The 14,000-nt window shown below is 23.3% G+C and carries 13 protein-coding genes; 2 read left to right on the top strand and 11 right to left on the bottom strand.

What is annotated here, in order from left to right; translation table 4 throughout:
* Positions 1-106: 106 nt before the first annotated feature.
* The 11 genes from lpxD to rpsB form a co-directional block, all read right to left on the bottom strand.
* Entirely contained in the window at positions 107-1,144 is a 1,038-nt protein-coding gene (lpxD, locus tag AAGD61_RS01230) for a UDP-3-O-(3-hydroxymyristoyl)glucosamine N-acyltransferase (protein ID WP_341765215.1), read from the bottom strand.
* Positions 1,145-1,147: 3 nt separating this feature from the next.
* Positions 1,148-1,642, bottom strand: a complete 495-nt coding sequence (locus AAGD61_RS01235) for an OmpH family outer membrane protein (RefSeq protein ID WP_341765216.1) — start codon at positions 1,640-1,642, stop codon at positions 1,148-1,150.
* Between the two features lie 63 nt (positions 1,643-1,705).
* Positions 1,706-4,117: an outer membrane protein assembly factor BamA gene (bamA, locus tag AAGD61_RS01240; RefSeq protein ID WP_341765217.1), complete on the bottom strand. Its 2,412-nt coding sequence runs from the start codon at positions 4,115-4,117 to the stop codon at positions 1,706-1,708.
* A gap of 22 nt (positions 4,118-4,139) precedes the next feature.
* Positions 4,140-5,492 (bottom strand): sigma E protease regulator RseP, encoded by a 1,353-nt coding sequence (rseP, locus tag AAGD61_RS01245; protein WP_341765218.1) that lies wholly within the window; start codon positions 5,490-5,492, stop codon positions 4,140-4,142.
* A 9-nt stretch (positions 5,493-5,501) separates the two neighbouring features.
* Positions 5,502-6,413, bottom strand: coding sequence for a phosphatidate cytidylyltransferase (locus tag AAGD61_RS01250; RefSeq protein ID WP_341765219.1), 912 nt, complete (start codon positions 6,411-6,413; stop codon positions 5,502-5,504).
* Positions 6,376-7,128, bottom strand: coding sequence for a polyprenyl diphosphate synthase (uppS, locus tag AAGD61_RS01255; protein WP_341765220.1), 753 nt, complete (start codon positions 7,126-7,128; stop codon positions 6,376-6,378). Before uppS ends, AAGD61_RS01250 begins: the two co-directional genes overlap by 38 nt.
* A gap of 143 nt (positions 7,129-7,271) precedes the next feature.
* Positions 7,272-8,462, bottom strand: a complete 1,191-nt coding sequence (gene ispC, locus AAGD61_RS01260; RefSeq protein ID WP_341765221.1) for a 1-deoxy-D-xylulose-5-phosphate reductoisomerase — start codon at positions 8,460-8,462, stop codon at positions 7,272-7,274.
* A 98-nt stretch (positions 8,463-8,560) separates the two neighbouring features.
* Entirely contained in the window at positions 8,561-9,118 is a 558-nt protein-coding gene (gene frr / locus AAGD61_RS01265) for a ribosome recycling factor (protein ID WP_341765222.1), read from the bottom strand.
* A gap of 71 nt (positions 9,119-9,189) precedes the next feature.
* The gene (gene pyrH / locus AAGD61_RS01270; RefSeq protein WP_341765294.1) at positions 9,190-9,918 is read right to left on the bottom strand and encodes a UMP kinase; all 729 of its coding nucleotides are present in this window, start codon (positions 9,916-9,918) and stop codon (positions 9,190-9,192) included.
* Positions 9,919-10,106: 188 nt separating this feature from the next.
* Positions 10,107-10,910: a translation elongation factor Ts gene (gene tsf, locus AAGD61_RS01275; RefSeq protein WP_341765223.1), complete on the bottom strand. Its 804-nt coding sequence runs from the start codon at positions 10,908-10,910 to the stop codon at positions 10,107-10,109.
* 148 nt (positions 10,911-11,058) lie between these two features.
* Entirely contained in the window at positions 11,059-11,760 is a 702-nt protein-coding gene (gene rpsB, locus AAGD61_RS01280; RefSeq protein WP_341765224.1) for a 30S ribosomal protein S2, read from the bottom strand.
* Between the two features lie 353 nt (positions 11,761-12,113).
* Between rpsB and map the strand changes: the two genes are divergently transcribed.
* Both map and dapD read left to right on the top strand, forming a co-directional pair.
* Complete coding sequence (map, locus tag AAGD61_RS01285) at positions 12,114-12,992, top strand: type I methionyl aminopeptidase (RefSeq protein ID WP_341765225.1); 879 nt, start codon at positions 12,114-12,116, stop codon at positions 12,990-12,992.
* A gap of 48 nt (positions 12,993-13,040) precedes the next feature.
* Positions 13,041-13,865: a 2,3,4,5-tetrahydropyridine-2,6-dicarboxylate N-succinyltransferase gene (gene dapD / locus AAGD61_RS01290; RefSeq protein WP_341765226.1), complete on the top strand. Its 825-nt coding sequence runs from the start codon at positions 13,041-13,043 to the stop codon at positions 13,863-13,865.
* Positions 13,866-14,000 lie beyond the last annotated feature (135 nt).

Genomic DNA, 14,000 nt, shown 5'->3' on the forward strand with positions numbered 1-14,000 from the left:
TCAATTAATTAATGAATCGGCCTGCTGTATAACCTTTTAATTAGGTTAATTTTGCAGGCCGGAAAACGTAATTCAAATTATTTTTTAATTTGAATTACAAATGTAATTATTGTTTTTTTTGATTTTTACTATTAACTATATGTTCAATTGTTTTTAATCGTTTATTAATAGTATCGATATTTAAAATTAAAACAGTTGTTTTACGCCAAATTTTATTAGGTTGCAATGGAATACCAGAAGAATATATGCCTGGTTTATTAATTGAACGCATAACCATCCCCATTCCTGTTATAGTTACTTTATCACATATTTCTATATGACCGTTAAATACACTTGCGCCGCCAATTATGCAAGATTTACCAATCTTAAGTCCTCCAGCCATAATTACGCCACCAGCAATTGCTGTATTATCGCCAATTACAACATTATGCGCAATTTGACATTGATTATCTATAATAACTCCATTGCCTATTATTGTATTATCTAATGCACCACGATCAATTGTAGTACTTGCACCTATTTTTACATTATCACCTATAATTACTGTACCTAATTGAGGAATTTTTATCCAATTTCCTTCTTTATTAGCATAACCAAACCCATCAGATCCAATAACAGTATTAGAATGAATTATACAATTTTTACCTATTTTAACATTGTGATAAATAGTAATATTTGCCCAAAGATATGTTTTTTTTTTAATAAAAACATTTTTTCCAATAAAACATCCAGCTCCAATTTTTACATTATCGCATAATACTACTCCTGTTTCTATAACAGTATTAGCACCGATTGATACATTTTTTCCTATTTTTACATCGTTATTAATAATTACAGATGTATGAATATTTTTTGCTGGTGATGGTGTTGTATCCATAATTTGTGCTATATATGCATAAGCAACATAAGGATCTTCTACAACTAATGCAGTAATATTGCAATATTTAAGATTTTTCTTTGTGAGTATTACTGCGGCTGCTTTGCAATTTTTAAGATTATTAATATAATGGTTATTTGATAAAAAAGTTATTTGTTTATTATTTGCTAAATGTATTGGTGCTATTCCATTAATTATAATATTGCCATTGCCATGTAATTGTGCATTTAATTGTTTTGCAAGGTCAATTAATTGAATTGAAAACATTTGTTATTTAATCTTTTTTTGAATATAGTTTGTAATATCTAAATTATTTTTTGCATAAGCTATTGCATTTGCATCAATAAGAATATCGTATCCTTCTTTATTTGCTATTGATTTAATAGTTTCTTGAATACGGTGTAATATTTTATCACGTTCTTCAGTTTGTCGACGTTTAGTATCTTCTTCAAATTTATTAGCTTTTTCAGTAAATTGATTGCGTTTTGCAATTAGTTCTGATTCGAGATTTTTACGTTCAAATTTTTTCATAGATGAACCGTCACGATGTAATTTTTTTATATGTATTCGTAAATCTCTTTCTAAATTTTCTAATTCTGTTGCACGACTTTGAAATTCATCTTCAAGTTGTTTAACAATAATTTCTCGATCAGGCATAGATTTAAATATTTCATTAATATTTACAATAGCAATTTTTTCAGCAAAAATATTTTTTGATGTTAGTAAAAAAATGCTAATAATAATTTGAAAAAATAATTTTTTCATACTACTCTCCTTAATAATTTGTGTTTTTAAAAACTATTTATTTTAAAAAATATTTTTTTAAAATTACCATGTTCTACCAATATTAAATTGAAATTCTTCTATTTTATCATTTTTAAAATTTTTTATTGGTTTTGCATATGAAAAAATTAATGGACCAACAGGTGATATCCATTGCAAAGAAACACCAATAGAACTGCGAATATGTGTTGGTTTATTATGATTAGATTCGTTAATATGCCAATTAGAATTAGTATATTTCCAATTAGTATCCCATACAGTTCCTGCATCAATAAAAATTGAAGTACGTATAGAATTTGAATTTTCTTTATTTAAAAATGGTGTTGGGGTTATTAATTCAAATGTTATTGTATATATAGCGTTTCCACCTATTGCATCATTTGATGGACTATTAAATTCAGGTTCAATTATTTTATTTATTTTATTTAATTGTAAATAAATAGCTTTTGGTCCTATATTATTTAATTGAAAACCACGAATACTATTTAAACCACCTGCATAAAAATTTTCAAAAAATGGTAATTGTTTATTATAGAACCCATTACCATAACCTGTTTGTAGTTTGCTTAATATAATCCAAGTTTTATTTTTATTTAACGGATAATATTGTATTGTATTAAAACATAATTTATAATATTTATTTTTAAAACCAGGTGTAGTTATTTTACTTGATAAAACAGTTTTGTTTCCATTAGTAGGAAAAAAAATATCATTTAGTGTATTAAAAGTCCATCCTAAATTCAAAGCAACTTCATTTGAATTAAAATTTTCTTCACTTCGACCATTTTCATTAATTGTAGGATTTAACCCAATTGAATTAAAATAGTTCCACATTGCAGCTTGAGGGCGTATATTATATATATTATTATTTATATAATTTATACCTAGTTTAATTTTATTTTTTTCATTAAATGGAACGTTAAAAAAGTTATCAAATCCATATGATTTATTATTAAAATTAGATAAATCAGCATTTAATGCATTGAAATCATTGTAAAAAATTTTGTTGTTTATACTAATTCCATTATTTGTTAGATATGGATTTGCGAATGATAATTCAATATTATTTAAATAATTATTTTTATTAGCATTAATTTCAATTTCTTTACCTGAACCAAACAAGTTAATTTGTTTTATACTAATTTGATAACTTATACCACTTTCTGTTCCAAAACCTAATCCTAAGTTTATAGAACCTATGTTACGTTCTTTTACTTTATAAATAATATTTACTTGATTATTAGGTATGCGTTGTATTTCAACATCAATTGTTTCAAAAAATCCAGTTTTATTTAAACGCTCCTTTCCTAATTCAATAAGATTGATATTTAACCAAGTTCCTTCCATTTGTTGAAGTTCACGTCGTAAAATAGAATCTTTAGTAATATAATTACCTTGAAAATATATTCTGCGAACATAAATTTTATTTCCAGTGTTAATATGTAAATATAATTTCACAGTTTTATTTTTGTCATTAATTTCAGGTTGAATTATTATATGTGGATAAGCATAACCATAGTAAGATAATATTGTTTTAATTTTATTTTCTATGCTTGTTATATAATTTTCATTATATAACATATTATTTGTTATTGTTGTGATTTTTTTAATATCATTTAAATGGTCTAAATTATTAATATTAGCTTTTATATCAGATAATTTATATTGATTTCCTTCTGTAATATTTATTGTTATATAAATATTTTTTTTATCTGGTGTTACATTAATTTGACTAGAATTAATTTGAAAACGAATATATCCTCTATTAAGATAAAAATTACGTAATTTATTTAGATCATCTGCTAATTTTTCTTGTTGATATTTTTTACTAGAAAAAAAATTCCATAAATTAATATTATCTTTTAAATTTAATTCGTTTAATAATTCTGAAGTAGAATAATGTTTGTTTCCTATAATATTAATTTGTTGAATTTTTGCGTATTTACCTTCAAAAAAAACAAATTTTAAATTAACTTGATTTTGTTGTGATTTAATAATAATTGATTTTATTTTTGCTTTATATTTACCAATACTAAAATAAAAATTTTCTAATTCTTTTTTAAATTTTAAAATTTTTGTGTTATCAAGTGTTTCTCCAATTTTTATATTTAATAAATTTAAATTGTTTTGAATAACATCATTTTTAATACTTTTATTACCTTTAAAAATTATATTAGTTATTATTGGTCGCTCTTTTATTTGATAAATTAATATATTTTTATCATTTAGTACTTTTATTGATTCAAATTCACCTGTTGAAAATAGTATACGAATTGAATTGCTAATGTCTTCATTATTTATAAAATCACCAATTTTAAATGGTAAATTTAATAGTGTTTTATTGATTGCAACTCTATGCAGACCTTCAAGATGAATATCTTTAATTTGAAAATTATTTGATGCATATGTATTAATTATGTTAATTAATAATATTATTAGCATTTTTCTTATAAACATTATTATATATTTTATTAAAAAATTAAAATCGAGATAAATCATTAAAAAGTGCAAGAGTCATTAATATTATTAAAATTAAAATGCTTATTTTAAAACTAATATTTTGTATTTTAGCAGATACTGGTTTTCCTTTTATTTTTTCAATAAGTAAAAAAAATAATTGTCCACCGTCCAATACAGATAATGGAAACAAATTTACTACACCTAGATTTATACTAATAAGTGCAATAAACATTAGATAATATACTAAACCCAATTCTGCAGAAACACCTGCTCCTTTTGCAATAGATATAGGTCCATTTAAATTATTTAGTTTTATATCACCGATACATAATTTGCTTATCATATTAACAGTAATTTTTATTAATTGCCATGTTTTTTTAATTGATTTATAAAAAGCTAAAAATGGTTCATATTGTTCAATTATTTTATATTTATTTTCTAAAGGTTTAACTAAAAATTCTATACCAGCGAATCCTACTTGTTTATTATTTTGTTCTTTTTTTATGTCTGGTGTTAATGTCAAAAATATAATTTTTTTATTTCGTTCTATTTTTAATAATAATGGGATATTAGGGTTATTATAAATAATATTATTAATTGTATTCCAATTATTTAGATTTTTACCATTTACATTTATTATTTTATCATTAGGAATTAATCCTGATCTATCCCCAGCAGTTCCGATTTTTATTTTTTTTATTATATTATTAGTTTTTGATGATATCGGCATGATTCCTATAGATATTATAGGATCTTGTTTTTCTGGGTCAAAATTCCAATGTTTTAAATTTATAATTTTAGTTAAAGGTTTTTTAGAACCTTCAACTAAAATTTTAGTTTTTATTTTAGAATTACCAATTTTAGCAATTAAAGCCAACCTAACTGTATTCCAATTAGGTGTGTCTATATCATCAATTGATATTATTTCCATTTTTGGTGTTAATTTTGCAAACTCTGCAATAGAACCTGGTTTTATATCTTCTATAATTGGTTTTGTTGATTGAGTACCAATCATATATACTAAACAATATACAATAACAGCTAATAAAAAATTGGCTATTGGTCCTGCTATTATTATTGCAGTTCGTTGCCATATTTTTTTATTATTGAAAGCCATATTACGAAATTCAGGAGGAATTATACTAGTATGTTCATCCATCATTTTTACATAACCACCAAGTGGTATCATGGCTATGATAAATTCTGTATTATGTTTATTAAATTTACGCCATAAAATTTTACCAAACCCAATTGAAAAACGTTCTATATGTACACCACATTGTCGTGCAATAAAATAATGACCAAATTCATGTGCGGTTATTAAAACACCTATTGTTATAATAAAAGCAGTTAGGTTTCAAATAAATTCCATTTTATCCTCCTAAAAACTAAATCCGTTAAAAATTAATAAATTTAGTCCTGCAAAAACAGGAATTGCAGCAGTTAAACTATCAATACGGTCAAGTATTCCTCCATGTCCTGGTATTAAATTACTACTATCTTTTATATTGGATTGTCTTTTAAACATACTTTCAGTTAAATCACCAAAGATTGACATTATAACTACAATTATAGAAATAGTTTTTAAGTAATTTGGTATTATATATACTGGTGCAAACGTTATAAATAACCATGAGATAATTTCTGATATAATTAAACCACCTAATAACCCTTCCCATGTTTTGTTTGGAGAAATTTTAGGTGCTAATTTATTATATCCTATAGTTCTACCAAATGCGTATGCTCCTGAATCAGATCCCCAAACTAGTAACATTACGTATAATAACCACCAAGATCCTAAAAATGTATTAGTATGATAACTAATAGTTCGCAATGTCATCATACCACAATAAAAAGGTATTATAGTTAAAAAACCAAATAAAATAATCATAATAACCGAGTTAAATAAAAAAGTTGAAGCAGGATATGTTATTGTTAAAAATATAGTTATTACCCACCAAATAAGACCAATCCATAATCCATAAATAATAATAGGTTCATTTATAATTTTTGTGATATCAGAAAAAGAAAATTGAATCATAAGTAATATTATTGTAAAAGATATTGCAAAACCAATACGTTTTTTTTGTGATTTCCAACCTATAAATTTTGTCCATTCCCATGCTCCTAATGTACAAACAATAATTACTATAAATCCAAATTTTTCAGGAGAAAGTAAAAATAATATAGCAATAACAATTGGTATTAAAATTATTGTTGTGAAAAAACGTGTTTTTAGAGTATCTTCTTTTTTTTTATTGAATGAATTCATTATTTGATTCAGTTCCTCCATAACGACGCTTACGTTTACTAAATGCATTAATAGCATCTTGAAAAGCTATTTCGTTAAAATCTGGCCACAGAACATTTGTAAAATAAAGTTCTGAGTAAGCTATTTGCCATAATAAAAAATTACTAATACGGTGTTCTCCACCTGTTCTTATTACTAAATCAATATTTTTTTGATCATTCATACAAATATAGTTATTTATAGTTTTTTCATTTACATTTTTAATAGAAAGTTCCCCATTTTTTATTTTTTTGTAAATTTGTTTTACGCTATTAACTATATCCCAACGTCCTCCATAATTTGCTGCAATGTTTAATTTTAATCCGTTATTGTTTTTTGTTAATTCTTGTGCTTTTAAAATTTCTTCTTTTATATGTTTATTAAAGCGACTGATATCACCAATTATTTTTAATATTATATTATTGTTATGTAGAGTTTTTATTTCATTGTTTAATGTAAAAGTAAATAATTCCATTAATGATTTTATTTCTTGTTCAGGTCTTTTCCAATTTTCGCTGCTAAACGCGAATAATGTAAGCGAGTTAATTTTTTTTGTTAACGCAAAACGTATAGAATTTTTTATAGATTTAATACCTGCTTTATGACCTATAATTCTAAGTTTTCCTTTTTTTTTTGCCCATCGTCCATTACCATCCATAATTATAGCAACATGTTTAGGTATTATTAATTTAGATAAATTTTTACAGCTACATTTCATTACATATTGATCCTTAATGTTATATTTTATTTTTTTGTATTTATTTTATAATAATTTTATTAATAGAAAATATTTTTGTATTTTAATATATTTTACAAATAATATATTACAATTAACAATATTTTGTAATTAAATATGTGAAATTATATTTTTGAAATTATTTCAGTGGTTTTATAACGTGCTATTTTGTCTATTTCTAAAATGTCTTCAATTGATTTTGGTTCAGAAAAATGTTCGTTTTCTAAAATAATATTATTAATTTTTGCTATGTCAGTAAAACGAATTTTTCCATTAAGAAAAGAAGCTACGGTTATTTCATTTACTGCATTTAAAATAGTTGTAGCTGCTTGTCCTTGTTGACAGGCATTTATTGCTAATTTTAAACAAGGATAACGTTTATAATCTGGTTGTATGAATGTTAATGATGAAAGTTTTGTAAAATCAAGTGGTTTTGCTCCTGATTTAATTCGTTTTGGATAAGACATGCTATATGAAATTGATGTTTTCATATCAGGGGTTCCTAATTGAGCAATTACGTTACCATCTATATATCGGACCATTGAATGTATGACTGATTGAGGATGAATTATTATTTCAATTTCTTTTGAAGAAGCATTAAAAAAATAACATGCTTCAATATATTCTAGACCTTTATTCATCATTGTAGCAGAATCTACAGAAATTTTTTTCCCCATTGACCAATTTTGATGTTTACAAGCTTCATTGGGAGTTATTTTATCAAAATAATTTAATGGGGTTTTTATAAATGGGCCTCCAGAACCTGTTAAAATAATACTTAAAATACCCGATGCATATAAATTTGCAAAACCTAATTTTTTTTGTATAATTTTAGGTAAACTTTGAAAGATTGCGTTATGTTCGCTATCAATTGGAATTACTGATGCATTATATTTATTAATAGCATTAAAAAATAAACGACCGCTAGTAATAAGTGATTCTTTATTTGCTAATAAAATTTTTTTACCGTTACGAATTGCTGCTAGTGTTGGTAATAAACCTGCAATTCCAGTAATTGCGGACATTATTTGATCAGCTTCATTTAATCCTGCTAATTCTATTGCAGATTTTTCACCTGATAATACTTCTGTTTTGCAATTATGTTCAAATAAAATTTTTTTTAATATTTTAGCAGAAAATTTATCTGTCATAGATGCATATTTTGGATTAAATTCAATGCATTGATTTGCCATTGTTTTTACATTTTTATTTGCAACTAAAGCAATAATTTTAAATCTTTTAGGATGTTGTCTAACAACTGAAAGTGTACTTGTACCAATTGATCCTGTAGAACCCAAAATAGTAATACGTTTCATATTGATCAAATGCTCTGATTAATTAATACTATAATATAGCAAAGCCACAAACTATATTATTATGTACAATTATTATTTTATGTGGCTTTAATAAAAAATTAAAATTTTAATAATTCAGTTTCTTTTTGTGTTAAAATTTCATCTGTTATTTTTATAAATTTGTCTGTTAGTTTTTGAATATAATCTTGCGATTTACGTTCTTCATCTTCTGTTATTTTTTTATCTTTTAATAAAATTTTTATTTTATCGTTTGCATATCTTCGAATATTACGTATAGTGATTTTATTTTGTTCTGAATTATTACGTATTATCTTTATAAGTTTTTTTCTGCGATCCTCGGTTAAAGGAGGAAATAAAATTCTAATTATATTACCAGATGAAGATGTGTTTAAATCTAAATTTGATGTTATAATGGCTTTTTCAATTAAATGTAAAGTTTTTTTATCAAAAACAGATACGTTTAATGTAGATGAATTTTCTACAGTTATATTTGATAATTGGCGTATAGGTATTGTGGAACCATAACATTCAACTATAATATTATCTAATATATTTGGAGAAATTCGTCCTGCATGAATTTTATTAATTTGATTTTTTAGTATCTCTATGCTTTTTTCCATACGGTTTTTAGCATCTTTATGAATTTCGTTAATCACGTTTAAACCTTTAAAAATTTTGTAGTTAAAATAAAGTTTTTTAAATTGTTTTTATAAAAATTTTTATTAATTTAGTTATGTGTGATAAGAGTTCCTATGTTTTTACCAAATATGATATCTCGTAAAGCATTTGGTTTTTTTATATTAAAAATAAGAATCGGTAAATTATGATCTTGTGCTAATGTAAATGCAGTTAAATCCATAATTTTTAATTTATGTTTTAAAACTTCTTTGTAACTTAATTTTTTATACATAAATGCTTTGTTATTTTTATTTGGGTCTGAAGAATAAACTCCATTAACTTTTGTTGCTTTTAATATTATATCTGCTTTTATTTCAAGCCCACGTAAACATGCAGCTGAATCTGTTGTAAAAAATGGATTTCCTATACCTCCAGAAAAAATTATAACATTTTTATGTTGTAATAGGCTTATTGCTTTTTTTAAATTAAAAATATTACAGATTCCATTTAATGGAATAGCAGACATTAATTTTGTATTTACGCTAATATGATTTAAAGTATCACATATTGCTAATCCATTCATTATTGTAGCTAACATACCCATATAATCACCAACAACATGGCTTATTCCAGATTTTGCTAATTTTGATCCTCGAAATAAATTCCCACCTCCAATGACAATACCTACTTCTATTCCTAATTTTATTAATTCTTTTATTTCTAAAGCTATAATTTTTAAAAGCTTATTATCAATACCAAAACCTTCTTCTCCTTGCAAAGCTTCTCCGCTTAATTTAAGTAAAATTCGTTGATAAATGATTTTTGTATTGTTTGTCATTATATTACGTCCAAACGAATTATTCATTAAGATAAATATGAATATAATCGATATATAAAATGGTTTTTATAATTGTTAATATAGTTTATATTTTTAAAATGTTTATTAAATTATTTTGATTTAAATATTTTTAATAAAAATATAAATAATTATCATTTTATTTTAAATATTTTCTAAAAAAATGGATTTTATATATTTTCACCTAATTCAAAACGAATAAAATTAGTAATATTTATATTATTTTCTTTAATAAAATCCCCAACAGTTTTTTTGGGGTCAATAACAAAAGGTTGTGTAATTAATGATATTTCTTTAGTAAATTTATTCATTTGTCCTATAACTATTTTTTTTGTAATTTCATTAGGTTTTCCAGATTGAATTGCGATTTCTAATTGAATTTTATATTCATGATTAATAATATCAGATGGAATTTTTTCAGGGCTAAAATACTGTGGTTTACATGCAGCAATATGCATTGCAATATATTTTAAAAATTGTTTATTAGTTTTTTTTGCTGATACTAAAACGCCTATGCGATTATTATGTAAATAATTTTCAATTTGAATATCTTTTAAAATTTTAAATCTACGTATATTTATATTTTCTTTAACTTTAGTAATTAAATCTATTCGAGATTTTTCTAAATCAGTTTTTAAATCTTGTAGATTACAATATTTATTAAGATATGTTAAAAACAAAATTTCTTTTCCAAATGATAAAAAATTATTATTTTTAGCAACAAAATCGCTTTCGCAATTAAGTTCTATTATAACTCCAAATTTCCCATTATCAAAAATTTTAGTTAAAATAACACCTTCTGTTGTGATTCGTCCTGATTTTTTAGTTGCTATTGTTTTACCTGATTTTCGAAGTAAGTCTATTGCTAAATCAATATCACCATTAGTTTTGATTAATGCTTTTTTACATTCAATTATGCTTATATCAGTACGTTTTCTTAATTCTTTTATTAATGAAGTTATTTTTTCATTCATGAAATTTATTTCCTTTTATATATTTCATAAAATTATGTTTTATTAATGTTTTATTTTTATTTAAAAATATTAATAATATTATTATTAAATAATTATTTTGTTTTTTTAATATAGTTTTTTTATAAAAAATATATTTATTATTGATTTTTTATATTTCTGATGTAAAATTATGTAAATTATTTTTTTTAATTACTTTAGTTATTTCATTCATATATAATTTTATTGCTCGAATTGCATCATCATTACCAGGAATTACGTAATTTATCCCATTTGGGCTAGAATTAGTATCAACTATAGCAAAAATAGGAATACCTAAATTATTTGCTTCTTTAATTGCAATATGTTCGTGATTAGCATCAATTATAAATAAAGCATCAGGTAATCCTCCCATATTTTTGATCCCACCTAAGCTATTTTCTAATTTGTTAAGTTCTCTATAACATATTAAAGCTTCTTTTTTAGTTAATTTTTCAAAAGTACCATCTTTTGATTGATTTTCTAGATCTTTCAAACGATTTATTGATTGACGAACGGTTCTCCAATTAGTAAGCATACCACCTAACCATCTATAATTAACAAAATATTGATTACAATTATTAGCTGTTTCTTTGATTGTTTTACTAGCAGCTTTTTTAGTTCCAACAAATAAGATTTTACCTCTATTTATAGTAATTTTATTTAATTCATACAAAGCATTATTAAACATTGGAATTGTATTTTCTAAATTAATTATGTGTATTTTGTTTTTAACACCAAAAATGTAAGGTTTCATTTTTGGGTTCCAATAACGTGTTTGATGTCCAAAATGCACACCTGCTTGTATCATATCTTTCATAGAAACTGTTACCATTTAATACCTCTATGTTTGTTAGTTTTATTTTTATAATGTTTATAATATTTGTTTTATTTTTTATTTATAAATAAGTAAAATATAATAATATATTTATTTATAAATAATTTTAGTTATTTAAGTTAAATATTTTTTTAAATATTATTTTTTATTTAAAAAAATATTTAAATAATTAAAACAATATATTTTATATCATAAATATAAAATTTAATATAACATTTGTTGTTTTTTATTATAAAAATATGTTATTTTACTTATTTTTAAATATACAGAATTATTTATATTTTAATTTTGTTTTTTTAAATTTGTAATTTAAATTATTTATTTTTTTATTGGTCTAATAGAATTTAATTATGTCTATTTTTATAAAAACTGAAAAAGATATTCAAAAAATGCGTATAGCAGGGCATTTAGCAGCAGAAGTTTTAGAGATGATTGAATATTACATTGTTCCTGGTGTTAAAACAGGTAAACTTAATGATATTTGTCATAAATATATAATTGATAAACAAAAAGCTATACCAGCAATTTTTAATTACAATGGATTTCCTAAGTCTGTTTGTATTTCAGTAAATGATGTTGTATGTCATGGTATCCCAAGTTATAGAAAAATTCTAAAAAATGGTGATATTGTTAATATAGATGTTACAGTTATTAAAAATGGTTTTTATGCTGATACATCTAAGATGTTTTTTGTTGGAAAACCAACAATTCAAGGGAAGCGTCTTTGTAAGATCGCCCAAGAAAGTTTATATTTAGCAATAAGAATGATAAAACCAGGTGTACGATTATGTATTATTGGCAAAACAATTCAAGATTTTGTTGAAAAATATGATTTATCAATAGTAAGAGAATTTTGTGGACATGGGATAGGTAAAAATTTTCATGAAGAACCTCAAATTTTACATTATAATGCAGAAGATAAAAATATTATTTTTCAAAAAGGAATGACTTTTACCATTGAACCGATGATCAATATTGGAGATTCTCGTATTAGAATAATGAAAGATGGTTGGACTGTAAAAACTAAAAACAGAGGTTTATCTGCTCAATATGAACATACTTTACTTGTAACTGATAAAGGTTGCGAAATATTTACATTACGTAAAGAAGAAAGATTTTCCTCTGCAATATTAATTAATGAATGATTTTTTAATAAAAAAAATAAATTATTTTATATAGTTAAAAAATATTTTCATAAAAAAAATAGAAGATTGCTTTTATATAATTAAAATTAAGTGTAGAATACTTATAATTTTTATAAAAATATAGATATATTAATGTATAAATTACAAACTATTATAGAAAGTGCTTTTGAAAATAAAGACACAATAAGACCAAATACTGTATCATTAGAAATTAAAAATGCAGTTTTTGATGTTATTAATTTGCTGAATATAGGAAAATTACGTGTTGCAGAAAAAATAAATGATATATGAATTACTCATCAATGGTTGAAAAAAGCTATATTGTTATCGTTTATTATACAAAATAATAAAATCATTAAAGGTATTGAAAGTTGTTATTTTGATAAAATTCCTACAAAATTTTTCAATTACGATCAAAAACGATTTGAAAAAGAATGTATTAGGGTTGTTCCTCAAGCAATTGCACGTAAAGGTTCTTATATTGGTAAAAATACTGTTTTAATGCCATGTTATGTTAATATTGGAGCTTATATTGATGAAGGAACAATGATTGATACTTGGGCAACTATTGGTTCATGTGCTCAAATAGGTAAAAATGTTCATATATCTGGCGGTGTAGGTATAGGTGGTGTTCTTGAACCGTTACAAAATAACCCAACAATTATTGAAAATGATTGTTTTATTGGTGCTCGTTCAGAAATAGTAGAAGGTGTTATTATAGAAGAAGGTTCTATAATTTCAATGGGGGTTTTTTTAAGTAAAAGTACAAAAATTTATAATCGTAATACTGGAAAAATTTTTTATGGTTATGTCCCAGCTGGTTCTGTAGTTGTTTCTGGAAATATGCAATCAGAAGATAAAACACATGGTGTTTATTGTGCTATTATTGTAAAAAATGTTGATAAAGATTCAAGAAATAAAATTAATATAAATAAGTTATTGAGAAATATTGAATAATTTTAAAATAAGTTATATATTATTAATATTAAATAAATTATAATAATATTATTTAAAATAATTATTAATTGCATCAATATAATATATTAATATTACATTGTATATTAGCAAATATTTATTGTTAGTTTTTACATA

Source organism: Candidatus Providencia siddallii, assembly GCF_964026685.1.
Classification (GTDB): domain Bacteria; phylum Pseudomonadota; class Gammaproteobacteria; order Enterobacterales; family Enterobacteriaceae; genus Providencia_A; species Providencia_A siddallii_A.